This window comes from Streptomyces sp. NPDC002889, assembly GCF_042888425.1.
GTDB lineage: Bacteria > Actinomycetota > Actinomycetes > Streptomycetales > Streptomycetaceae > Streptomyces.
The window spans coordinates 39,579-62,351 of sequence record NZ_JBIAPT010000009.1; the positions used below are offsets into that span (position 1 = coordinate 39,579).

A 22,773-nucleotide genomic window follows, 5' to 3' on the forward strand; every position below is an offset into this window, starting at 1 on the left:
CCCCTCAGTTCGACTGGAGCACCGGCAGCGCCGGTGCCCCCGTCGGGAGCATGTGCTTCGCCGCCAGGACCGGGGTGTCGCCCACCCGGACCACCTGTGTGACCAGTACCGCCGAGGTGTCCGCCGGCCGGTCCAGCAGGTCGCCGCGGCGCCTGCCCAGCAGGGTCGCGCTCACCGCGCTGTGGGCGGTCAGGGCTACGCCCTTCGAGGCCTCCGTCAGGACCGACAGCATCGACACCGACGCGTCCTGCGCCGCCTCCAGGGCCTGCGCGAAGGCCGGGTGCCTGGCCTGCAGCGTCGTGTCCTGCGCCGCCCACTCGTGGCTGAGTGCCGTCGCCGCATCCTCGCCGACCAGCAATGACTCCCAGAAACGCAGCTCCGCGCGGGCCGGGGCCAGCAGGTGCTGGGTGGTGAAGTCGGTCGGCTCCTCCATCGCGCGCAGCAGCGGCCGGACCCGCAGCGGCGAGCCCGAGGACAGCAGCTCCTCCAGCGGCTGGATGTGCTCGTAGCCGCGCCGCGGCGGCCGGTCGCTGACGGTCCGCCCCACGCCCCGGCGCACCGAGAGCAGTCCGTCCTCCTGGAGCAGCAGCAGCGCCTCGCGCAGGGCCGGCCGGCCGACCCCCAGCTCGGTGGCGAGCCGGGGCTCCGACGGCAGCGTCGATCCGGGCGGATAGGTGCCGTCGTGGATGGCGTCCGCGATCCGCTCGTACAGGACGACGACCGGTCTCCGCTGCTGCCCGCTGGCTGCCACTGATCCTCCTCGGCTCATGTGTCGACAGCAAACCTAACTTGTCTGACAAGATCGAGGGCGCAGCGCACGACCCCTACGACTCACCCGTATGGCCCGCCTGCGGCGGTCATGCGACCGGGAACCGGCCATCCTGGTCGCATGACCGCCAAGAGAGCAGCAGCGGGCAGCGCGAGGAGAAGTGGCCTGCGTGAGTGGCTCACGCCCGCCAGGATCGCCGTGATCGTGCTCGCGGTCCTGGCGATCGTCTTCATCTTCGAGAACACCGACCAGGTCGAGATCCGGGTACTGGTCCCCCTCGTCACCATGCCGCTCTATCTGGCCCTGCTCGCCATGTTCGTGATCGGCGCCCTGTGCGGCGGCCTCTTCTTCCGGCGGCGGCGGGAGCGGTGAGCGGACCTGCGGCTCGCGTACGGCGCCGATAGCCTGATCAGGTGTCCGAGACCTCGTCCGCGGTCCCTTTCGTCGCCACCGGCGCACGCGTCGGCATACGCCCCTTCACCTACGACGACGGAGTGGAGTTCACCGCCCTCGCGAGGCAGAGCACGCAGCACCACCACCCCTGGCTGTTCCCGCCGCTGACCGCCGAGGCCTATGCCGCCCACGCCCAGCGGCTGATCGAGCACCCGTCCAGCGCCGGTTTCCTCGTCTGCGAACGCCCGTCGGGCCGGATCGCCGGCTTCATCACCATCAACAACATCGTCCTAGGGGCGTTCCTGTGCGGGGCGGTCGGTTACGGGGCCTTCGCGCACGCGGCCGGCCGCGGACTGATGCGGGAGGGCCTCGGGCTGCTCATCGGCCACGCCTTCGGTCCCCTCGGACTGCACCGCCTGGAGGCCAACATCCAGCCCGGCAATGCCGCTTCCCTGGGGCTCGTACGCAGCGCCGGCTTCCGGTTCGAAGGCTTCTCGCCCGACTTCCTCTACATCGACGGTGCCTGGCGTGATCACGAACGCTGGGCCATCACCCGCGAGATGACCCGATGACCTGATGGCCTGGTGATCGCCCACTGGGAAGACGCGGAGCGCCTGCTGCCGCGATCCCGTGTGCATCGGGGCAGCCAGGGGCCTCGGCGTCCTTGCAGTTCTCGTGCGCGGTGGCGTGGGGCTCGCGGGATAACAGATCGCGGCGGCGGACGGCGGCCATGGCGATGATTGCTGCGGCGAGTGGCCAGGCCGCGTACACGATCCACGACCCGCTGATGGTCGCCGGGTAGGGCGCCGATTCGAAGGGGTCGCCCACCTGCACCAGTCGTTCCCACGCACTGTGGGGCAGAGCGTGAAGGATGGCGGACGACCAGCGGTGGCGGTCGTTGAGGAGGAACGGCAGCAGAAGGATGTTGGTGAACGTCACGAGGGTGGTTGCGGTGTGCCGGATGAGGGCGCCGAGGCCCATGCCGATGAGCGCGCACACCGGCGCGAGCAAGGCGGACGCCGCGACGGCGCGGAACGCGCCGGGGTGGGTCGAGGGACAGACCGATGTCCCGACCGGACAGGACGGCCTGCGTCACGCCGAACGAGGTCCCGGCGACGACAGCGCCGTAGACGAGCATGACTGCCGTCACGGCGGCCATCTTGGCCGCTACGACCGAGCGGCGGGCCGGTACGGCCGCAAAGGTCCCACGGACCTGTCCGGTGCTGTACTCGCCGACAACCGGAGGGCACCGATGCTGCCGGTGGCGAGTATCAGGACCATGGAGGCGCCGATGGTGAAGGCGTCCCGCATGGCCCAGATCGGGACGAAGAGGGCCCGGATTCCTTCGTTGTAGGTCGGCCAGTTGTTGTAGTCGGCGACGGCGGCGCTGATGTTGATCCCGATGACGACCAGCGCGCTGGCCCCGAACGCCCAGGACGAGGAGCGCAGCGACCACAGCTTGATCCACTCGGCGGCGAGGAGGTCCCGGAAGTGGGTGCGGGGCCCGGGGGTACGTACGGGGGTGGATACGGCCGTCGGCCGGGTGGTGGTCGGGGTCATCGGGGTTCTCCTGCGAGGTATTCGACGCTGTCGGCGGTGAGTTTCATGAATGCCTCCTCCAGCGAGGAGGTGCGGGTGGCCAGCTCAAGGAGCACGATGCGGTGGTGGGAGGCGAGTTCCCCGATGCGGGCCGCGCTCAGGCCGGTCACCGTGAGCGACTCGTCTGCCCCCGAGTCGTCCGGCTGCACCGAAGCGCCCTCGGCCTTGAGCACAGACGCCAGCGCGGTGGTGTCGGGCGTCCGCACGGTCACGCTCGGGCGGGTGCCGCGGGCCGCGAACTCCGCCACACTCTCGTCGGCGATCAACTCGCCCCGGCCGATGACGATCAGGTGCTCGGCGGTGTTCTGCATCTCGCTCATCAGGTGGCTGGAGACGAACACCGTGCGCCCCTCGGCGGCCAGTTGCCTGAACAGGCCGCGTACCCACCGCACGCCCTCCGGGTCCAGGCCGTTGACCGGCTCGTCGAACAGCAGCACCGGAGGGTCGCCGAGCAGTGCCGTGGCAATGCCGAGCCGCTGCTTCATGCCCAGGGAGAACCCGCCGATGCGGCGCCGGGCCGCGGCGGCGAGTCCCACTTCCTCAAGGACCTCGTCCACCCGGCGCCGCGGGATGCCGTTGCTGCGGGCCAGGGCGGACAGGTAGGCCGCTGCGCTGCGACCGCCGTGGACATCATGGGCGTCGAGCAGAGCGCCGACGTGAAACAGACCGCGCGGGTGGTCCCGGAACAGGTGGCCATCGATGGTGGCGGTGCCGCAGGTGGGTTCGGTCAGGCCGAGGAGCATCCGCAGGGTGGTGCTCTTGCCGGCACCGTTGGGACCGAGGAACCCGGTGACGTGCCCGGGGCGCACGGTGAAGCTCAGGCCGTTGACGGCAGTGGTCCTGCCGTATCGCTTGGTCAGTTCGTTGACTTCGATCTCCCGGCCAACGGTGCCGGGAGAGTGTCCGTCGGGCATCGGCCCGTCGGCCGCACTCGCCGGAGGGCTTGTAGCCCGTGGGCGTACGCCCACGGACCAATGTCCCGCCGCACGTCAGGCGATTACGATCAGCAGGCGTGATGCGTTGTGTTGCGAGACGTGCCGAGGCCGGCGTCTCGGTTCATCGTGCCTGCGGATGTCATGTGAGCTGCCGTCCGCCGGTCTTGCCGCGGGCACCGGCGGCGGCCAGGCCGTCATTGGTGGCGGCGAGTACCAACTCTTGGTGCAGGCCGGCGAAGACGGACACCATGCCCACGTCTCGTGAAACCCGTTGAAGGCGCAGCGTACGGCGGCGAGGATGAGGGCCATGCGGAATATCGTGGTGATCGACGCGCCGTCCAACCTCGGCCTGAAGCCCCCGGCCCCGGGCACGGTCCCCGGATGCTACAAACTCGCCGGTGCCCTGCGCGAACAGCGGATCGTCCAACGCCTCGGCGCATTCGAGGGCGGGGTCGTCGTACCGCCGCGCTACGACCGCGGATCCTGGCAGGTGGGCGACGGCGTCTTCAACGCCGAGGCCATCGCGGCGTACACCGTCAAGCTTGCCGACCGTATCGAGCGGCATGTCCGCACCGGTGACTTCACACTCGTCCTCGGCGGCGACTGCTCCATCCAGCTCGGTGCGGCGCTCGCGCTGCGTCGCCTCGGCCGGTACGGGCTCGCCGCCATCGACGCCTCACCCGACTTCCGCCACTCCGGCAATTCCGGCACCAACGGCCCCATCGGTGCGGCGGGCGGCGAAGAGCTGGCGCTGGCCACCGGGCGCGGACAGGACGACCTGACCGACCTCGAAGGCCGCAGGCCCTACCTGCGCGACGAGGATGTGCGGCTGTTCGGCACCCGCGACGCCTTCGAGGAGGACCGAGCCGAGCTCGCGGAGCTGAAGATACCCACCGTGACCGTGGGCGACCTGCGGGAATGGGGCCCGGCCGACCTCGCCGCCGCCACCCTGCGGTCCCTCGACGCACCCGCACTCGACGGCTTCTGGGTGCATCTGGACGCGGATGTGCTCGACCCGTCCGTGATGCCGGCCGTCGACAGCCCCGACCCCGACGGACTGCTGCCGGACGAACTGACCGCGATCCTCAAGGTGTTGGTCCACTCCGAGCGGTGCGTGGGCCTCAACGTCACCATCTATGACCCCGATCTCGACCCCGACGGCAGCGCGGGGGCTTTGCTCGCCGATCTGATCGTGGCGGCTTTTACCGAAGACTGACGCACGAAACCCCTGGTCACGCTCCGTCCGCGGCGGCGCGCAGCGCGGCGACGTCCAGCTTCTGCATTCCGAGCATGGCCTTCATCGCCCGCTGGGCGCGTGCCTCGTCCGGGTCGGTGAGCAGTTCCTCCAGCACGGACGGCACGACCTGCCAGGACAGGCCGTACCTGTCCTTGATCCAGCCGCACGGACCCTCCTGCCCGCCCTCGGACAGCTTGCTCCAGTAGTGGTCGACCTCCTCCTGGTCCGCGCAGTCGATGAGGAAGGACACGGCCTCGTCGAAGGTGAACTCGGGGCCGCCGTTGATCGCGGTGAAGTCCTGGCCGTCGAGGACGAAGTCGACGGTCAGGACGGTCCCGGCCGGGCGGGGCCCCGCCTCGCCGTAGTGGGACACCTTCTTGATCTCCGAGTTGGGGAAGACCGAGCAGTAGAACTCCGCGGCCTCCTCGCCCTGTGTGTCGAACCAGAGATTGGGTGTGATCCGGGGCATGTCGTTCTCCTGATCTCGTCGGGCATGCTGTCGGTCTTCGCTGGTTCCGACCGTCCAGCAGCCCGGAAATCATCGCTCCGTGACGGCCCGAATCCGTGACCTTGATCAGTGTGAGCCCGGAGGACCCGCCGCAGCGGGTGGTTCGACGCATGATCGGACGGTCCGACGCCGCGGGCAATCACGCTGCCTCCCTCCCGCGCGGCGGCATCGTCGACCCGGGCTCCTACCGGCGGCCTCGGGACGACAGGTACGCCACGACGGCCAAAACGCGGCGGTTGTGCTCCTTGCTCGTCGTCAGTTCGAGTTTCACCATGATCGAGGCGACGTGGGTCTCGACGGTTCGTTCAGCCAGCCACAGCCGTCGTGCGATGCCCAGGTTCGTATGACCCTCTGCCATCAGCGCCAGCACGTCCAGCTCTCGTACGGTGAGCGAGGCGAGTGGATCGCGGTGGGTACCGATCATGCGGGAGACCACGTGCGGGTCGAGTGCGGAGCCGCCCGCGGCGACCCGGAGCAGGGCTTCGAGGAAGGTGTCCACGTCGAGCACGCGGTCCTTCAGGAGATAGCCGAAGCGACCCTGTGCGACGAGTTCCACGGCGTTGCGGGTTTCGATGTGCTGCGAGAGCAGCACGATGCCGAGCTGGGGGTACGCGTCCCGGATCCGCCGGGCAGCGCGGGCGCCGTCGTCGGTGAGGTCCGGTGGCATGCAGATGTCGATGATGGCCAGGTCGGGGCGGGCCTGGGTGACCGCGCCGACGAGCGCCGACGCGTCGGCGGCACGGCCGACGATGTCGTGCCCTGCGTCCGCGAGCAGTCGCGCCAGCCCTTCCCGGAACAGGGTCGAGTCCTCGCCGATCACGATACGCACGGCAGCATCGCCTCCACAGTTGTCCCGCCGCCGGGCGAGCTGGTGATGCGCAGCCGTCCGCCAAGTGCGGCGACGCGGTCTCCCAGGCCCGACAGCCCTGATCCCTTCACCGGGTCGGCGCCACCGCGCCCGTCGTCCTGGACGGTGACGCACAGCTTGCCGTGTCCGTCGTCGCCGACGACGATTGCGATGCTCGTGGCCTCGGCATGCTTCACCGCGTTGGTGACAGCCTCGCTGGCGACGAAGTAGGCCGTGGTGGCGACGTCGTCGGGGAGGCGGTGCCCGTCGAGCCGCCAGTCGAGCCGTACCGGAGCCCGTACCGTGAGTGCTTCGAGGGCGGGTCCCAGTCCGTCATCGAGGGAGCTCGGCCGTAGCCCGTGGGCCAGTTCACGCAACTCGCCCACGGCGGCGCCCAGTTCGTCGACCGCCTGATCGAGGAGGCCGTCGACGTCGACCGTGTCGTCGTCGAGGTGGCGTTGGGCGAGCCGCAGAGCCATGCCGAGACTGACCAGACGGGACTGGGCCCCGTCGTGGAGGTCCCGTTCCAGACGGCGCCGCTCTCGGTATCCCGTCTTCAGCAGCCGACTGCGACTTGCCTCCACCTCCCCGAGCGCCTGTCGGAGTTCGAGCCGCAGCCGCACAGTCTCGACGAGTAACGCGCTGGCGGTGACGACCTCACGCGGGCATGGCCCGTCGATCACCCCGATCGGGCGCCCGGCGAGCCGTACCTCGGATCCCCGCGGGACGGGCGAGCCGGCCATGTCGTGGAACTCCGTACCCCCCGGCAGAAGGAACCCGACCCGCAGCTGTGGCTCACGCAGTGCCTCTCGCAGCACCTCCTCCAACTGCTCAGGGCGCGCCAGCCCGTGGTGAACGTCGCGTTCCAGCGCCCCCACGGCCGCCACCGCCCGCTCCCGTGCGGGATAGAAACGCCGGTCCACCCAGCGCCGGACCCTGTTCTTCACCGGCACGAGAGCCACGGCGACCAGCGCCGTCACCGCCGCGGCCGTCACCGCGTTGCCCCGCCCCAGTGCCACACCGCCGGTGAACGAGGCGGTGCCGTACACGGCGAGCAGCCCGGCGGTGACCAGGCCCCAGGTGACGACCGCGCTGGTCGCGCGGTCCACGTCGTACAGATCGTGGCGCAGGATCGCGAGGGCGGTCAGGGATGGCACTCCGAGGCAGAGCGAGAGCAGGCCTACCCAGATGAGAATGCCCACCTCGCCGAACAGCAGGTAGTCGGCCCAGCACAACAGCAGCGTGCCGGACAGTGCGACGGTGCCCAGCGCGAACCACTTCAGCTGTGCACGCTCGACCTTGTCGGCCGCGCGATAGCGGCGGAGCATCACCAGCGCCGAACAGACGAGCAGCGCCATGAACGCCCCCAGGAGCGGCAGCAGCATGCTCCATATCACCGCTCCTGGCAGCGTGGGCAGCGGATGTCCGTAGTCCTCGAACGGCGGGTCGTACGGGCTGGGGTCCATGGCGGCGCTCGCCATGAAGGCGACCATGCACGACAGCACCCCGTACAGCACCAGACGTGGGAACCGTCCCGGCGGGAGCTGCCCATTGGGAAAGAACAGCACCAGCAGCACGACGGGCACATACCAGAGCATCCATGCGCCTGCGGTGAGCTGATGGACCACCTCCGCACCGGGCAACGGCCGCGAGAGATGCACATAGGCATAGGTATCGAAGAGCGTCAGCAATGGCGGGGCGAGCGCGACGAGGTTGAGTAACGGGCCGACCCGGTTCGTGGGGCGCCGACGCGAGACGAACAGCCCGAGACAGGTGGAGAGTGTGCCGGCGATCACGGACATCACGAGTGCGAGCACTTCCTCGGCCGAGACCGCCGTAAGAGGAGTGAGAGCACAGACCGCCACGATCGTCACTGCGGTGAGCAGCGCGATGGCCAGGGAGATGCGACGGGGCCAAGGCATGAATCAACGGTAGGGGTGGGAGCGGCCCGGCGGTATCCGTACTGACACGGACAGTTGCTCCCGTGCCAGCCCCGATGTGCGGCCAGCGCCCCTTCCGGGAGAGTCCAGTGCTGCAGGAGAGCTCGTCGACGAGCAGCCGGCCGGCCAGGTGCCGCCGGAGCCGGATACACGCGCCGACCGGGTCCGGTGGCGCATGAAACGCTGAAGAGGGATGAGCATGACACGCCTACGGAGGATCGGGCGGACGGTTGCTTTGTTCGCCGCGATCCTGATCAGCATCAGTGCGATGACCACCGGCTGCGCGGGTGGCAAGATCGCGGCCATCGGTGGCCGGGTCGCGGTCAAGGCGGTGGCCCGGGGCGTCCCGACCGACGCCCCATTCTTCAAGAAGGCGCTCCGGCTCGGCGCCGACACCCTGGTCGGCGAGGCGCTGGCCCTCAAGGGCGGTACGAAGCAGGGCGACCAGCCCGGCCTGTACGGCGGGTCGCGGAACAGCAGCAGTTGCGCCACAGGCAAACTCGTCCGCTTTCTGAAGGACCCGGCCCACCGTCAGAAGGCGGCGGAATGGGCGAGGGTGCAGGGCGTCGACGTCGGTGAAATAGCGCGCTTCGTCGAACGGCTGACGCCCGTGGTGCTGCGCAACGACACCCTGGTGAGGAACCACGACTACAAGAAGGGCAAGGCGGTCGGCTTCGACGCGCTGCTGCAGGCAGGCATCGCCGTTCTGGTCGACGCGTACGGCAAGCCGGCCGTGCAGTGCAGCTGCGGAAATCCACTGGGTGCCTTCAAGGCCGACGTGGGCAGCGCGGACGTGCAGTTCGAAGGCATGAACGCGAAGTGGAAGACGTACGACCAGGAGAAGATCGTCAAGGTTCGGCCCGTGGTCGAGGAACGGCCCGTCAGCTTCTATGAACTGGTCGACCTCGAGGGGAAGGCCACAGGTCTGGAACGGCCCGCGGGGACGGATGGTGCGCAGGACGAGCCTCTGCCGGTGGATCCCGGCGCCGAGTCCGTCGAATCCGAGGTTCCCGCAGTGACGGGTATGCCGGCCGAGGAGGCCACGCGGATCCTCGAGGACCACGGGTTCGACGTGGAGACCAACGCGACCGGCGAGACCAACGCGACCGGCGAGACCGCCGCGACCGGCGATGCCGCTTCGGAGAGCGCCACGCCCGGCACCGTCCTGGAGCAAAGCCCGGCCGCGGGGCAGCGGCTGACCAAGGGCTCGGTGGTGACCCTCGTCGTGGCTCCGGAGGGGGCACCGTCCGCGACGGCGACAGCCTCATTGTCGCCGGAGCCTTCGCCGAGCGACGGATCGGCGGACGCACAGACCGGCACGCCCGCAACGGGCGCGAACGGTACCGGATCACCGGCCGACGGCGGAGACGGCGCCGGCACAACCGAGAGTCCCTGGACCGGCGACGCCACGGCAGGCGGGGCAGAGGAAGCCGACCGGCGGTAGGCGCATGTCGAGTCACCCGGCCCGCTCGGTCGCTCAGTGACAGTCAACCCTCGGGCCACTTCGGATGGGCCTTTCTTGCGCACGTTCGGCCGGCGACAACCGCGCGGCGGTCGAGCTGCGGCCCTGGTCACACGGCCGTCTTCCGGTCGACGTACTCGAAGACCGATCCGTCGGGGTGGACGGCGATCAGGTTGCGGCCGACCGGGGTCGGCACCGGGCCCGCGATGATTCTCGCGCCGACCTCGGTGAGCGAGGCGTACGCGTCGTCGACATCCTTCACCGCGATCGTCGCCGTCACCTTGCGCAGCACCTCCAGTTCGGACTGCGGACCGCTCATCAGCAGGAAGCAGTTGACGGCGGCCACCGAGACCCCGCCGCGCTCGAAACGCAGGGGAGTGGCTCCGGTGAGTCGTTCGTAGAAGGCTGCCGCGGTCTCCAGGTCGTCGACGCAGATGCGCAGCGTGGTTCCGAGGATCTCCATACGGCCGAGGGTAGTTCGCGTGCCTGGCTCGGTCACGCCCGGCACAACACCTCACCGTGCGGGACCATGAACCACGCGTCGTCGCTCGCACCCCAAGCACGCCACGCCTCCGCGATCGACGTCAGCTCCTCCCTTGTGGTGTGGCCGCCCTCCACCGCCAGCTCGGCGTAGACCGATGCGACCGTGCGGTCCGCCCACAAGCCGCTCCACCAGGCACGGTCCGCGGGGGTGCTGAAGCACCAGCTTGCCGCCGAAGCGGTGATGTCGGTGAAGCCGGCGCGGCGGGCCCAGGACAGCAGCCTGCGCCCGGCGTCCGGCACACCGCCGTTGGCGCGGGCCACCCGTCTGTACAGCTCCTGCCACGCGGTCAGCGCCGCGAGTTCGGGAAACCAGGTGAACGCGCCGTAGTCGCTCTCGCGGGCCGCGACGATGCCGCCGGGCCGGCAGACCCTGCGCATCTCGCGCAGTGCCTGCACCGGGTCGCCCACATGCTGCAGTACCTGGTGCGCGTGGACCACGTCGAAGGAGTTGTCGGGGAAGTCCAGAGCGTGGACATCCGCGACCGCGAAGTGGACGTTGCTCAGGCCCCGTTCCGTCGCGTGGGCGCGTGCCTGGCCCAGTACGTCCTCGGCGGCGTCCACCGCCGTGACCCGTCCCGGCGCGACCAGGGCGGCCAGATCGGAAGTGATGGTGCCCGGACCGCAGCCGACGTCCAGTACGTCCAGTCCGGGGTGGAGTTCGCCGATCAGATAGGCCGCGGAGTTCTCGGCGGTGCGCCATGTGTGCGAGCGCAGCACCGACTCATGGTGGCCGTGGGTGTAGACAGCGGTCTCCTTCGGCATGGCCGGACTCCTTCTGCTGAGGCTGGGGCACTTACGGAGCACGCTACGCCGTCATTTCGTATCGCGAGACCCCTATCTTGATATATGGACAGCGTTCTCAACGAGGGGCACATGGAAAGGAGTTACCGCACCAAGAAAGGCCCTGCGGGAGCGTCGGCCTCCGGGTCCGGACGGATTCAGGCGGCGATCGCGGCAGCGGCGGGAAGTGCGCGCCGGTGGAAGAACGGCGGCCGGTCAGCGGGCGAGGACGACCGGAGCCCCGTTCACCTCGGCGACCAGCACCCCCGTGTCCGGCCGCCGAGGCTCAGTGGGCCGATCCGCCCACTTCAGCGCCTCGCGACCGGGATCGAGGGCACCGAGCCGGTGCTGCGGCACGAGTCCCGGGAACCTGCCTGCTGCGCACATACGTGCGCAGCGGCGAATCCCGCCGCGTCGTGCACCTGAGCGCTGCGGATCTGCACGCGCTACATGGTGCGGGACGCGACGGGAGCCCGTCGATCCGATTATTCGCCGGGAGACCCTAGAGGGCGATCGGCCGGTAGACCGTGAGCGTCTCGACCTCCTTCTCCACCAGCAACTCGCCCGAAATGCTGGTCACTTCACCGTCGTACGCCAGCGGCGTCCCCGGCGCGATCCCGCTGATGTGCAGCCGGTGCATCCGGTGGGCGGCATGCACCGGGGAGCGGCTCAGCGGGCCCGCCAGAGCCGCGGCCAGCAGCCGCAGGCCGGGCAGGCGACCGGCATGCACGATGCGGACGTCCAGCAGCCCGTCCGAGAGGTTGTAGCGATGACCGGGCGTGGGGCCGACGCCCCGGTACAGGCCGTTCCCCGCGAACAGCAGCCACATGGGACGCCGTTTGCCCCGCACCGTGGCCTCCAGCGGATGTTCGCCGCGCAGCACCTGAATGGCCGCCAGCACTCCGGCCGGCCAGCTGCCGATCCGCGGCGCCCAGCGCTCGCGGATGTGGACCAGCTCCGGATAGACCCCCAGGCTCAGGTTGTTGAGGAAATGACCGGGCTGTGCGCTGCCGTCCGGGCCGGGTGTGAAACGCCCCAGGTCGACCCGCACGGCCTCGCCGCACGCCAGGGCCCGGCAGGTGTCATGGACCGCTTCGACGCCGAGGTCGTACGCGAAGTGGTTGAACGTACCTCCGGGGAAGACGGCGAGCGGGAGCCGGTGCGCGGCTGCCACCGTCGCGGCCCGGTTGATCGTGCCGTCCCCACCGACGATTCCGAGCGCGCGGGCGCTGCCCGCCGCCTTCTCCAGTGCGGCCGGCAGTTCGTCGGGCTCACACTCGATGACCTGCGCCAGTGGCAGTGCGTCGCGCACGACCTCGGCGGCACCGGGTGTGCCGGACAGGCGGTTGGCCACAACCACCAGTCCCTCACCGTCGGGCAGCGCGGGCGCCTCGGCCGTCGGACGGCCGGGCGGAGGCAGCTGAGACCTGGTCGGCACGAGCCCGCGCACCGCAAGCGCGGCACCCACGCCCAGCGCGGCACCCACGAGCACATCGCTCGGATAGTGCACACCTGTGTAGACGCGGGAGAACGCGACCGAGGCGGCCACGGGGGCGACCACCGCGCCCCAGCCCTTGGATTCCATGGCGACGCCGGTCGCGAACGCGGCGGCCGAGGCGGAGTGCCCGGACGGGAACGACGTGGTGAACGGCTGCCGCTTCAACTGCCGTATCACCGGTACCGCGTCCAGCAGCGGCCGCGTCCGGCGCACGGACCGCTTGCCGACGGTGTTGATGACGGCGGATGCCACCGCCAGCGACGCGACGCCCCGTACGGCGGCCCGTCGCGCCCGGGTTCCGCGCCCGAGCGCGGCGATGCCTGCGGCGGTGCCGAGCCAGAGGACGCCGTGGTTGGCGCTACGGCTGAGGCGGGGGAGTACGGGTTCGGCCCCCGGCCACTGCCGTGCGGCAACGGCATGATGGATCTGCCGGTCCCAGCCGGTGACAAGTGCGGCGATCCGCTGCCGGAGCGGCGGGGTCGTAGCCGTGTGAGGGTTTGTCATGGACCGCGTGTACCCCGCAGTGCCCGACGCCACGCCGGGGGCTGCGCCGTGTGCCGACCGCTGGGTGTGCCGCGTGGTACGCGGACGCGCGGTGGAGCGGTGGACCGGTCCGGGCGCGCCCTGTCTGGCGACGCGCATCCCCGAGTCCGGGGCAGGAGGGACCCCGGACTCGGCCCCCCGCCTCGGATCCCCGGGCGTGGCGATCCGACTCGGCCCCCGGCTTCGGATCGTGAGCCGGGGCCCGTGACCCGGCCGCCTCGGATCCTGGGCCTGGGCCCCGCGACCCGGACCCCGACTGCGTCCCCGACCGGAACCTGGGCCCGCGGCCCGCGGCCCTCGTCCGGCGGCCGGCCCCTCGAGGCACCTGCGCCCGGGCAGGCGGCCGTGCCCGCAGGCCCTGCCCTCCGGCCGCATGGGCGGGTTGCGGGCTCCGGTCCGCGCGCCCGGCCGTCACCGGCTTCCCCGGGGTCGGGCCCCGCTGTGACGCCCTGCCGGGCCGACCACGGGCGCCGCGAGCACGGCGCGCGTCGGTACGGACCGTGGCTCGTGGCCTTCGCGTCGTGAGGCGGGACCTGACGAACCCGCCGACTTCGCCCATATGCGCCCCTGTAGCCCGGTCGAGTGGCCTGCGGGGCCCGCGGCGCCGCGGGAGTGAGGCACCTCCGGGCATTCCCGCGGGGCGAGGCAGGGCAAACGCTCGTATAAAGGGCTCGTGGGCCGGGCGCGGCCCACGAGCGAGCGCGGTGGAGGTGGTGGGATGGAGCGCACGGATTCGGAGGGGCGCGGCCCCGTCCGCTACGGGCCGCACGCTCCCGAACCCGGCCTGCCCGTGCCGGACGAACTGGGCGCCGTGCTCTCGGCCGCCGCCGGACTCGTCGGGCCCGAGCCGCCCGGCGGCGGGCCCGAGCTGCGGGAGGCGGCCGTCGGCTACTGGTGGCGGCGCGGGCTCCGCAGCCGGCCCGGTGACGTCGTCGCCGCATCCGGTGCGCAGCCGCTCCTGTTCGCGCTGCTCGGCGCGTACGGCGGCGACGTACTGATGCCCCGTCCCTGTCCGGCCTGGTGGACTCCGCAGGTCAGGCTGCTGGGCCGACCGGCCTACCATGTGCCGACCCCGGCGGAGTGCGGAGGCGTACCGGACCCGTTCGCGCTGCTGGAGACCGTACGCAGAGTGCGCGCCGAGGGCGGCCGGCCCCGCCTCCTCCTGCTCTCCGTGGCCGACGACCCGACCGCCACCGTCGCCCCGCCCGAGACCGTGCGCGAGGCGTGCGAGGCCGCGGTCGCCGAGGGGCTGCACATCTTCAGCGACGAGACCTGGCGCGACACACTCCACCGGCCGCACGACACCGTCCTGCTCAGCCCCGCCGAGATGTGCCCCGAGGACGTCACGGTCCTCAGCGACCTGGCGGGCGCCCTCGTCCCCGCCGCCTGGCCCGTCGCCGTCGCCCGCTTCCCGACCACCGAGCAGGGAGCGGCCCGGCGCGCGAGGACCCTCGACATCCTGACCGCCCTCGGTGCGGTGGTGGCGGCGCCGGTCGCCGCGGCCGCCTCCCACGCCCTGGACGAGCCCCCCGTCGTGTCCGACCGGACGGAGCAGGCCGCCGCCCTGCATGCGCGCGTGGCGGCCGCGGCGCACCGGGCGGTCCTCGTCTCCGGCGCGCTCGCCAGGCCGCCGCAGGCCGGCTGCCACTTCTACGCCGACCTCGGCCCGCTGCGGGCCCGCCTCGCCGAGCGAGGCGTCAACGACTCCATGGAGCTCGAGGACTATCTGACCGCCCGGCTCGGAACACCCGTGCCGGGCGGGCACCGCTTCGGTGACGAACTGGGCGCGCTGCGGGTGCGGTTGTCCACGGGGCCGCTGCTGGGCGCGAACGCCGAGCAGCGCCTTGAATCGCTCGGTGCGCCGGATCCTCTGGAATTGCCCCATGTCGCCGAGGCGTTGAGGAACTTCGGATCGGCCTTCGACGAACTGCGTTGATCGGAGACCAGGATGACGGAAAAGACGGAGCCGGCGGGGCAGGAGACGGACCAGACACACCAGCGTGGGTCCACGGATGCGCCCCGCATCCACCCTCGCACCACCCGCCCGCTCGGCGGGCGCCGCACCTGGCCCAAGTCCTTCGCCGACCGGCTCACAGCCCCGCTGCCTGGTGTACGCGCCATGGCCCGGCTCGCCCGCGAGGGCGCGGTACGGCCCGGCCCCGACGGTCTGCACGACATTCCGCTGCTGCCGTTCGAACCCGGCCCGCTCCCCGTCGTGGACGCCGCCACCGTCGCCGTCACCTGGGCCGGGCACGCGAGTTGGGTGGTGCAGATCGGCGGGCTCACGGTCCTGACCGACCCGGTCTGGTCGCGCCGTATCCTCGGCACGCCGGCCCGGATCACTCCGGTCGGCGTGCGCTGGGCCGATCTGCCGCCGATCGACGCGGTCGTCATCAGCCACAACCATTTCGACCATCTGGATGCCCCCACCCTGAAGCGGCTGCCGCGCCGCACCCCGTTCTTCGTCCCCGCGGGTCTGGGCCGTTGGTTCCGGCGCCGCCGCTTCCCGCGGGTGACCGAACTCGACTGGTGGGAGGGCGCGGAGCTGGACGGCGTACGGTTCGACTTCGTACCGGCCCATCACTGGTCCAAGCGGACCCTCATCGACACGTGCCGCTCGTTGTGGGGCGGCTGGGTGCTCAGCGACGGCCACGGGCAGTCGGTGTACTTCGCCGGAGACACCGGGTACGGCCACTGGTTCAAGGAGATCGGCCGCCGCCACCCCGACCTCGATCTGGCGCTGCTGCCGATCGGCGCGTACGCCCCGCGCTGGTGGCTCAGGGATGTGCACACCGACCCCGAGGAGGCCGTTCGCGCTTTCGAGGACCTCGGGGCCCTGAACATGGCCCCGATGCACTGGGCGACGTTCGTGCTCTCCGCGGAGCCGGTACTGGAGCCGCTGGTGCGGTTGCGGGCTGCGTGGGAGCACACCGGTCGCCCGCGCGCGCAGTTGTGGGACCTGCCGGTCGGCGCTTCACGCGTGCTGTCCCCAGGCTGAACACGGCCGCTCACGCGGGAGCCCGGCCCGAGCGCCGCACCCTGCGCCACAGCGTCGGCGCCGCGCTGATCACCAATGTCAGCGACACCGCCGCGAGCACGCCCTGCCACGGCTCCGCGAAGAGCGAGCCGCCCACGATCCCGATGAGCTGATACGTCGCCGCCCAGGCCAGGCAGGCCGGGATGTCACCGCGGACGAAGCGCCGCGTCGGCATCTTCGCCAGCAGACAGGCCAGCATCACCGGTATCCGCCCCGCCGGTATCAGGCGCGAGAGCACCAGCACGGTCACTTCGTGCTCGTCCAGCTTGCGCCGCGCCTGTTCGAGCCGGTCGGGGGTGGCCCGGTCGCGCAGGGCGGCCAGCCAGCGCGAGCCGTTCCTCGACCGGGTCCCGCGCCGGCCGAGCCAGTACAGCGAGACATCACCGAGGAACGCGGCCAGCGATGCCACCAGGAACACGAACAACATTGCCGCGGGGGTCATCTGGTGGAAGGCCACGACGGCCGCCGAGCTGACCACCGCGCCGGTCGGCACCACCGGTACCAGTGCGCCCACGAACACCAGCAAGAACAGCGACGGATAGCCGACGGCCTGCTGCGTCGACTCCGGCGGCAGCCGCCGCACCACCTCCGACAGCTGCGCGAGTGCCTCGGCGATCCGTTCTGTCACGGCCTGGCCTCCGGCCTGACGCGCTCGCCGTGCCCGAGCCGGTGCACCGTCACCTTCGGGGCCAGTCGCGCCGCCTTGCGTACGAACTCGTCACCGGGGGCGTAGAACTCGTGCGGACGGATCCCGTCCATCCCGATCGGCCAGTACGTGCCGTAGTGCACGGGGACGGCCGCGCGCGGCGCGAGGGCGGCCAGCGCCTGAGCGGCCCGGTCCGCGTTCAGATGGCCGTGTCCCAGATACGGTCCCCAGCCGCCGACCGGCAGCAGCGCCACATCGACCGGGCCGACCTCGTCGGCCATCGAGTCGAACAGCCCGGTGTCCCCGGCGAAGTAGGTGTGCGCCTCGCCGCTGACGACATAGCCGAGCGCCGGCGAACGGTGCGGCCCCAGCGGCAGCCGCCGCCCGTCGTGCGCCGCGGGCACGGCCCGTACCCGCAGTCCCTCCACGCGGACCTCGTCGCCGGGCGCGACCTCGGTGATCCGCAGCCCGGCCTCGGCGGCCAGCCTCCGCAGCCCCGGCACCGAGCGTGCGGCGCCGCGCGGCACGATCAGCCGGGTGCCGGGCGCGAGGCGGGCCAGCGATGCCAGATGGAGGTGGTCGGAGTGCAGATGGGAGACGAGGACGGCCTCGGCGACGCGGGCCTCGACGGGCGGCACATCCCCGCGCCGTCTGCGCAGATGCGCGAGCCGCCGCACGAACAACGGGTCGGTCAGCACCCGGACGCCGGAGTCCTCGATCGTGCAGGTGGCATGCCCCCACCAGGTGACCTCGACCGGCACGCGGCGCCTCCTCGGTTCCCGTCGGTTTCCGCTCCCCATGGGTCCTGCTCTTCGTACCTCTACGAGACTAGATGTCCCGTAAGGTCGACCGCGACGAAAACCGTCCGCACGCATCCGACGCGCGGCCGGAGCAGGACCGGCGCGGGGGCGGGGGGCGGCGATGGACGGCGTACGGGTGGCGGCGATCGCCGGCCTGACCCCGCTCGAGGAGCTGGACCGCGACCCCTTCCTGGTGGACTCCCGCAGCCAGCACGAGATGTGCCTGCGCTGGGCGGCCGACAAGGGCTGTGTCGTCACCCGTCGGCTGCTGTTCCACGGTGTGCGGCCCGACCACTGCGGCCTGTGGTCCGATGTGGGCGCGGGCCATGTCGACCTGTTCGTCGCGCCCAACGAGCGGGTGCTTTCACGGGCGTTGACGTCGGTGGCGGGATTCCGTGCCGAATGCGAACGGCGCGGGGTGCGGCTGGAGACGGCGGGCCTGGAGGAGCCGGTGTACGACGCGGCGATGAAGGCGAATGTGCACCGCCGGCTGTCGATGCCGACGGCCGGCTACAACGGCTGCTGACGGCGGGCCGGGACGGCTGCCGACGGCGACTGCTGACCGGTCCCGGCCCCGACCGCACGCGCCGGACGTTGTGCCAGGCTGGAGGGATGGGTCCCGACGGTGCCGCCTGGGTTCCGGTACGGGGCGACGGGGAGGTGGGACGGCGTGGGCGAAGGGCGGTGGCGGACGGCCGGGGGAGCCCTGCTCCGCGTGATCGTTGTGTGGGCCGTGTCCACGCTGACGATGCTCGCGCTCGCCGGGCTACTGCCCGAGTTCCAGCTGCAGTCCGACGACGGGGACAGCATCACCAGAACCGCGCTCACCGCCGCATGGGGAGCGGGCGCGTTCGGTCTGCTGACCGCGCTCGTCTGGCCCGTTGTCGTACGCGCCCTGCTGCTCGTGCCCGCCCTGCTGCTCGGGCTGTTGGTGTTCTTCCTCAACGGCTCGCTGCTGCTCATCGCCCTGTGGCTGATCCCCGACGGACGTGGCGCCGCCAACCCGGAGACCGCGGTGGTCGTCGCCGCCGTGATGTCCGCGGTCGCCTCCGCCACCTCCACCGCTCTCGCCGTCCGCGACGACAACGCCTACCGGCGCAGACTCTCCCGGCTCGCCCACCGCCGCCGACGGCGGCGCGGTGACGACGGCGGTGGGTCAGGCCCGCCCGGCACGGTGTTCGTACAGCTCGACGGCGTCGGCCACGAGGTGCTGCGCCGCGCCGCCGACCGCGGGGTGATGCCGACCGTCGCAGGCTGGATCGGCGCCACGCACCGGCTGACCCCCTGGCGCACCGACTGGTCGAGCCAGACAGGTGCGAGCCAGCTCGGCATCCTGCACGGCTCCAACCACGACGTCCCGGCGTTCCGCTGGTACGAGAAGGAGCGGGGCCGCTTCGTCGTCAGCAACCGGCCGGCCGGCGCCGTGGAGCTGCAGCGCCGTGCCATCGAGCGGACCGGCGACGGCGGGCTGCTGACCGTGGACGGCGCCAGCCGGGGCAATCTCTTCAGCGGCGGCGCGGACCAGCTCGCTCTCGTGCTGTCCATGGCGGCCAGGCGCGGCCGGGCCAATCGCTCCAGGGCCGGCTACTTCGCGTACTTCTCCGACCCCGCCAACGCGGTCCGTACCGCGCTGTCGTTCGTCGCCGAAGCGGGCCGCGAGATCGGCCAGTCGACCCGGGCGCGGCTGCGCGGTGACCGGCCTCGGGTCGGGCGCGGCGGGCTCTACCCGTTCATCCGGGCCTTCGCGACCGTCGTCGAGCGCGATGTGGTGGTGGCCGCCGTGATGGGGGACATGCTCGCCGGGCGCACCGCCGTCTACGCCGACCTGGTCGCCTACGACGAGGTGGCGCACCACTCCGGACCGCACAGCCGGGACGCGGAACGGGTGCTGAAGCGCCTGGACCGGTCGCTCGCGCTGATCGCCAAGGTCGCCGAACACGCGCCGCGCAGCTACCGGATCGTGGTGCTGTCGGACCACGGCCAGAGCCCGGGCGAGACGTTCCGGGGAGCGTACGGCCTCACGCTGAAGGATCTTGTGCGCGCGGGGTGCGGCCTGCCTGTCTCCCGGCGCGCCGAGCGTTCCAGAAGCGGCGCGGAGGCCCGCGACGCGGCCCGTGACGCGCTGCGCAGCGCGTTGCATGTGCGCCTCGACGAGGAGGGCGCCGAGGAGCGTCCGGTGCCGGGCTCCGACCCCATCGTGCTGGCGTCCGGCAATCTCGCGCTGATCTCGTTTCCCGATGTTCCATGGCGTATGAGCCGCGAGGAGATGGACCGCCGCCATCCCGCACTCCTGAGCACCCTCGCCGACCATCCCGGCATCGGATTCCTGCTGGTGCACAGCGAGCGGCACGGCTCGCTGGTCCTGGGACAGGGCGGCGTCGAGGTGCCTGTCGCGGGGCTGAAGGACGGCGACGGAGGCCCGCTGGCGGACTTCGGCACGGGTGCCGCCGACGCGGTACGCCGTACGGACTCCTTTCCGCATGTCGCCGACATCATGGTCAACTCCATGCACGACCCCGAGACCGGTACCGTGCATGCCTTCGAGGAACAGATCGGCTCGCACGGCGGGCTCGGCGGCGAACAGTCCCAGCCCTTCCTGCTGTCGCCGTTCGACATGTCGCCGCCGGTCGAGGTCGGCGGGGAACTGGTCGGCGCCGAGCAGGTGCACCGGGTGCTCCGGCGCTGGCTGCGCGAGTGCCAGGGGCCGCAGGTGCCGATCGGCCCGCGGGAGGTCTCCCGGCCGGGCGGCCGGAGGGACGTTCCGGGGACCGAACACCCACTGCCGCGCAAACAGGCGTGACGCGCACAGCCCTTCCCGCCCGCTCTCCATCACCGGGGACCGTCCCCCAGGGCATGCCCTTCCTTTCACCGGGGTGCTGGTGTACGCCTGGGGTACCGCGCCCGCATGATCCGGGCGGCCCGACCAGGGAGGGTGTGCAGGTGCGCGCTGTGGTGTTCGAGGAGTTCGGCAAGCGGCCCGAGGTACGGGAGGTCCCCGACCCCGTGGCGGTGAGCGATGGGGTCGTTGTACGGGTCGAGGCGACCGGGCTGTGTCGCAGTGATTGGCACGGCTGGATGGGCCATGACGCCGACATCTCCCTGCCGCACGTCCCCGGGCACGAACTGTCCGGTGTGATCGAGTCGGTGGGCGTCGACGTCACCGCCTGGCGCCCCGGCCAGCGGGTCACGGTGCCGTTCATCTGCGCCTGCGGCCGGTGCGCCGCCTGCGCCCGTGGTGCCCAGCAGGTGTGTGAACGCCAGGAGCAGCCCGGCTTCACCCACTGGGGCTCCTTCGCCGAGTACGTTCCCGTGCGCCATGCCGACACCAACCTGGTGGCGTTGCCCGAGACGATGTCGTTCGCCACGGCCGCAAGTCTGGGCTGCCGGTTCGCCACCGCCTTCCGCGCCGTGGTCGGGCAGGGCAGGGTGCGGCCGGGGGAGTGGGTCGCCGTGCACGGATGCGGCGGAGTGGGCCTGTCCGCGGTGATGATCGCCGCCGCCTGCGGGGCCCGGGTCGTCGCCGTCGATGTCTCCCCCGCCGCGCTGGACCTGGCGAAGACGTTCGGCGCGACGGTGTGTCTGGACGCCTCGGGGCTCCCCGAGGGCGGGGTCCCCGACGCGGTCCGCGAGGCCACGGGCGGCGGCGCGCAGCTGTCCCTCGACACCCTGGGCGCGCAGGTGACCTGCGTCAACTCCGTACAGAGCCTCCGCCGCCAGGGCCGGCACGTGCAGGTGGGCCTGCTCCCGGCCGGGGTGCATCTGCCGATGGACCGGGTCGTCCCGCTGGAACTGGAGATCCTCGGCAGCCACGGCATGGCCGCGCACGACTACCCGGAAATGATGGCGATGGTCTCCTCCGGGGCACTGCGCCCCGAACTGCTGGTGACGACGCGTATCGGCCTGGAGGCCGTACCGGATGCCCTCATGGCGCTGGGCACGGCATCGGGAACGGGGGTCACCGTGATCACCCCGCACGCACGTGATTGAGCGTGTCGCGCAACTGCTGGTGCGTACGCGGCCCGATGATCACCGAGGTCACCGCCGGGTGCGCCAGGGGAAAGGCCGGCGCCAGTTCGGGCAGCGTGCGGCTGAGCCCGTCGGCGACCCCCACCAGCTCCTCGACTGCCGGCAGTTTGGCCGTGGCTGCCGGCAGGGCGGGATCGAAACGCGCGGGCGTGAGCGCGGCGCGTCCGCTGCCGAGGTCGATCGGCCGTCCCTTGCGGTAGCGCCCGGTGGCGAAGCCCGAGGCGAGCGGACTCCACGTCAGCGCACCCACCTGGACTCGGCTCTGGATCAACTGCTGAAGAGGGCGGGGGAACGCTGTGACCGAGCACAAGCTGAGCATCGGTCAGGGGCCGAACGGACGGGCCTGAGTGTCCACCTGTTGCGTTTCTACGAGCGCGAGGGGGTCCCGCTGACGGAGTCCGTCCGGCGAGTCGGCGGACGGCGCGTCTACACCGAGGATGGCGTGGCCCGGCTCAACCTCTGTGTCATCCTGCGTGCCTCCGGCATGCCGCTGCCGGAGATCCGCCGCTACACCGGGCTCGCGCGGGCGGGAGCGGGCAACGAGCCCGAACGCCTGGCCCTGCTGCGGGAGCACGAGGCACGGGTGAGCGACCAGATCGCCGAGCCCACCCGCTGCCTGGACCTGATCCGGTACAAGGTGGCGGTCGACGAGGACCTGGTGCGGAGACCACGGCTGCAACCCCCGCGGTGAGTAGTCGGCGAGACGTTGGTGTCTGCCGCGGTACACACAGCGGCCCGCACTTCGCCGATGGTGCGTGTGATCGTGGAACTGTCGACACCGAACCAACAGGCCAGTCCACGCCGGACGACAGTCCCGTGATCCGCTGACTTCGGACAATCGCTGCACGTGCCCGGTTCTCACCACGCGGACCATGATCAACGATCACGCTTTCAACATGCACCGTCAATCATGTACGAGCTCGTCAGTCGGTGAGCCAAGGCGAGAGGAGGGCGGAAAACTCTTGGTCAGAAATCTGGACGCCTCCCCAGCCGAATCGCTCCCACGCTTGCGCCCGCTGAAGAACGGGCAGCGGAACATCAAACGCAATGCGGAATGCGGCAATGAAGGAGATGACACCGAACGCCGAACCCAACTTGTCCCTGGAAAGCAAGGCCAGTTCCACTGCACCCTTGCCTTCCGCGTGAGCCGCCCTCAGTTCGTCTGCTGTTTTTTCCAGATCACCCATCTCGCACCCAACTTTCCGCTCTG

23 protein-coding genes and 1 pseudogene are annotated in these 22,773 nt (G+C 71.3%); 10 read left to right on the plus strand and 14 right to left on the minus strand.

Annotated elements, in window-relative coordinates; all coding sequences use genetic code 11:
* Positions 1-4 precede the first annotated feature (4 nt).
* On the minus strand, positions 5-751 hold the full coding sequence (locus ACFYWI_RS15175; RefSeq protein ID WP_389231093.1) for a GntR family transcriptional regulator: 747 nt from the start codon (positions 749-751) through the stop codon (positions 5-7).
* A gap of 138 nt (positions 752-889) precedes the next feature.
* Between ACFYWI_RS15175 and ACFYWI_RS15180 the strand changes: the two genes are divergently transcribed.
* Together ACFYWI_RS15180 and ACFYWI_RS15185 are read left to right on the plus strand one after the other, a co-directional pair.
* Positions 890-1,141: a lipopolysaccharide assembly protein LapA domain-containing protein gene (locus tag ACFYWI_RS15180; protein ID WP_389231096.1), complete on the plus strand. Its 252-nt coding sequence runs from the start codon at positions 890-892 to the stop codon at positions 1,139-1,141.
* A 41-nt stretch (positions 1,142-1,182) separates the two neighbouring features.
* Complete coding sequence (locus ACFYWI_RS15185) at positions 1,183-1,734, plus strand: GNAT family N-acetyltransferase (protein ID WP_389231100.1); 552 nt, start codon at positions 1,183-1,185, stop codon at positions 1,732-1,734.
* Here ACFYWI_RS15185 and ACFYWI_RS15190 read toward each other — a convergent pair.
* The 3 genes from ACFYWI_RS15190 to ACFYWI_RS15200 all read right to left on the minus strand — a co-directional run bounded on the left by ACFYWI_RS15190 (position 1,712) and on the right by ACFYWI_RS15200 (position 3,675).
* On the minus strand, positions 1,712-2,161 hold the full coding sequence (locus ACFYWI_RS15190) for a hypothetical protein (protein WP_389231103.1): 450 nt from the start codon (positions 2,159-2,161) through the stop codon (positions 1,712-1,714). The two genes, ACFYWI_RS15185 and ACFYWI_RS15190, sit on opposite strands and share 23 nt — an antisense overlap.
* 168 nt (positions 2,162-2,329) lie before the next feature.
* Positions 2,330-2,722, minus strand: coding sequence for a hypothetical protein (locus tag ACFYWI_RS15195; protein ID WP_389231106.1), 393 nt, complete (start codon positions 2,720-2,722; stop codon positions 2,330-2,332).
* A complete protein-coding gene (locus ACFYWI_RS15200; protein WP_389231109.1) occupies positions 2,719-3,675 on the minus strand; it encodes an ABC transporter ATP-binding protein in 957 nt (318 codons plus the stop codon). The genes ACFYWI_RS15195 and ACFYWI_RS15200 overlap by 4 nt, the downstream gene beginning before the upstream one ends.
* Positions 3,676-4,003: 328 nt before the next feature.
* Between ACFYWI_RS15200 and ACFYWI_RS15205 the strand changes: the two genes are divergently transcribed.
* Positions 4,004-4,912 carry an arginase family protein gene (locus tag ACFYWI_RS15205; RefSeq protein WP_389231112.1) on the plus strand — a complete coding sequence of 303 codons (909 nt, stop codon included), beginning with the start codon at positions 4,004-4,006 and terminating at the stop codon, positions 4,910-4,912.
* Between the two features lie 16 nt (positions 4,913-4,928).
* On the opposite strand, the gene ACFYWI_RS15210 is transcribed toward ACFYWI_RS15205, so the two are convergent.
* The 3 genes from ACFYWI_RS15210 to ACFYWI_RS15220 all read right to left on the minus strand — a co-directional run bounded on the left by ACFYWI_RS15210 (position 4,929) and on the right by ACFYWI_RS15220 (position 8,210).
* A complete protein-coding gene (locus tag ACFYWI_RS15210; RefSeq protein ID WP_389231115.1) occupies positions 4,929-5,402 on the minus strand; it encodes a VOC family protein in 474 nt (157 codons plus the stop codon).
* Positions 5,403-5,625: 223 nt separating this feature from the next.
* The gene (locus ACFYWI_RS15215) at positions 5,626-6,270 is read right to left on the minus strand and encodes a response regulator (RefSeq protein ID WP_389231118.1); all 645 of its coding nucleotides are present in this window, start codon (positions 6,268-6,270) and stop codon (positions 5,626-5,628) included.
* Positions 6,258-8,210: a sensor histidine kinase gene (locus tag ACFYWI_RS15220; RefSeq protein WP_389231121.1), complete on the minus strand. Its 1,953-nt coding sequence runs from the start codon at positions 8,208-8,210 to the stop codon at positions 6,258-6,260. Before ACFYWI_RS15220 ends, ACFYWI_RS15215 begins: the two co-directional genes overlap by 13 nt.
* A 217-nt stretch (positions 8,211-8,427) precedes the next feature.
* Here ACFYWI_RS15220 and ACFYWI_RS15225 point away from each other — a divergent pair, with 217 nt between their 5' ends.
* On the plus strand, positions 8,428-9,672 hold the full coding sequence (locus ACFYWI_RS15225; protein WP_389231124.1) for a DUF6777 domain-containing protein: 1,245 nt from the start codon (positions 8,428-8,430) through the stop codon (positions 9,670-9,672).
* Positions 9,673-9,799: 127 nt separating this feature from the next.
* Here ACFYWI_RS15225 and ACFYWI_RS15230 read toward each other — a convergent pair whose 3' ends face one another.
* The 3 genes from ACFYWI_RS15230 to ACFYWI_RS15240 all read right to left on the minus strand — a co-directional run bounded on the left by ACFYWI_RS15230 (position 9,800) and on the right by ACFYWI_RS15240 (position 13,015).
* Positions 9,800-10,153, minus strand: coding sequence for a VOC family protein (locus ACFYWI_RS15230; RefSeq protein ID WP_389231127.1), 354 nt, complete (start codon positions 10,151-10,153; stop codon positions 9,800-9,802).
* A 32-nt stretch (positions 10,154-10,185) separates the two neighbouring features.
* The gene (locus tag ACFYWI_RS15235) at positions 10,186-10,995 is read right to left on the minus strand and encodes a class I SAM-dependent methyltransferase (protein WP_389231130.1); all 810 of its coding nucleotides are present in this window, start codon (positions 10,993-10,995) and stop codon (positions 10,186-10,188) included.
* Positions 10,996-11,515: 520 nt separating this feature from the next.
* Entirely contained in the window at positions 11,516-13,015 is a 1,500-nt protein-coding gene (locus ACFYWI_RS15240) for a bifunctional phosphatase PAP2/diacylglycerol kinase family protein (RefSeq protein WP_389231133.1), read from the minus strand.
* Between the two features lie 757 nt (positions 13,016-13,772).
* Here ACFYWI_RS15240 and ACFYWI_RS15245 point away from each other — a divergent pair.
* Positions 13,773-14,990 carry an aminotransferase class I/II-fold pyridoxal phosphate-dependent enzyme gene (locus ACFYWI_RS15245; protein ID WP_389231136.1) on the plus strand — a complete coding sequence of 406 codons (1,218 nt, stop codon included), beginning with the start codon at positions 13,773-13,775 and terminating at the stop codon, positions 14,988-14,990.
* A gap of 12 nt (positions 14,991-15,002) precedes the next feature.
* Positions 15,003-16,052 carry an MBL fold metallo-hydrolase gene (locus ACFYWI_RS15250; RefSeq protein WP_389231139.1) on the plus strand — a complete coding sequence of 350 codons (1,050 nt, stop codon included), beginning with the start codon at positions 15,003-15,005 and terminating at the stop codon, positions 16,050-16,052.
* 10 nt (positions 16,053-16,062) lie between these two features.
* On the opposite strand, the gene ACFYWI_RS15255 is transcribed toward ACFYWI_RS15250, so the two are convergent.
* Positions 16,063-16,719, minus strand: coding sequence for a DedA family protein (locus tag ACFYWI_RS15255; RefSeq protein WP_389231142.1), 657 nt, complete (start codon positions 16,717-16,719; stop codon positions 16,063-16,065).
* Entirely contained in the window at positions 16,716-17,498 is a 783-nt protein-coding gene (locus ACFYWI_RS15260) for an MBL fold metallo-hydrolase (protein ID WP_389231145.1), read from the minus strand. Before ACFYWI_RS15260 ends, ACFYWI_RS15255 begins: the two co-directional genes overlap by 4 nt.
* A gap of 160 nt (positions 17,499-17,658) precedes the next feature.
* Here ACFYWI_RS15260 and ACFYWI_RS15265 point away from each other — a divergent pair, with 160 nt between their 5' ends.
* The 3 genes from ACFYWI_RS15265 (at position 17,659) to ACFYWI_RS15275 (ending at position 21,524) form a co-directional block, all read left to right on the plus strand.
* On the plus strand, positions 17,659-18,063 hold the full coding sequence (locus ACFYWI_RS15265) for a hypothetical protein (protein ID WP_389231148.1): 405 nt from the start codon (positions 17,659-17,661) through the stop codon (positions 18,061-18,063).
* 144 nt (positions 18,064-18,207) lie between these two features.
* Positions 18,208-20,337, plus strand: a complete 2,130-nt coding sequence (locus tag ACFYWI_RS15270; RefSeq protein WP_389231151.1) for a phage holin family protein — start codon at positions 18,208-18,210, stop codon at positions 20,335-20,337.
* 140 nt (positions 20,338-20,477) lie between these two features.
* Positions 20,478-21,524: a zinc-dependent alcohol dehydrogenase family protein gene (locus tag ACFYWI_RS15275; RefSeq protein WP_389231154.1), complete on the plus strand. Its 1,047-nt coding sequence runs from the start codon at positions 20,478-20,480 to the stop codon at positions 21,522-21,524.
* 10 nt (positions 21,525-21,534) lie between these two features.
* On the opposite strand, the pseudogene ACFYWI_RS15280 reads toward ACFYWI_RS15275, so the two are convergent.
* A pseudogene (locus ACFYWI_RS15280) lies at positions 21,535-21,822 on the minus strand (aldo/keto reductase); the annotation flags it as partial.
* A 99-nt stretch (positions 21,823-21,921) separates the two neighbouring features.
* Here ACFYWI_RS15280 and ACFYWI_RS15285 point away from each other — a divergent pair.
* Positions 21,922-22,254 carry a MerR family transcriptional regulator gene (locus tag ACFYWI_RS15285; protein WP_389231157.1) on the plus strand — a complete coding sequence of 111 codons (333 nt, stop codon included), beginning with the start codon at positions 21,922-21,924 and terminating at the stop codon, positions 22,252-22,254.
* Between the two features lie 232 nt (positions 22,255-22,486).
* On the opposite strand, the gene ACFYWI_RS15290 is transcribed toward ACFYWI_RS15285, so the two are convergent.
* Positions 22,487-22,750, minus strand: coding sequence for a hypothetical protein (locus ACFYWI_RS15290; RefSeq protein ID WP_389231160.1), 264 nt, complete (start codon positions 22,748-22,750; stop codon positions 22,487-22,489).
* Between the last annotated feature and the right edge of the window lie 23 nt (positions 22,751-22,773).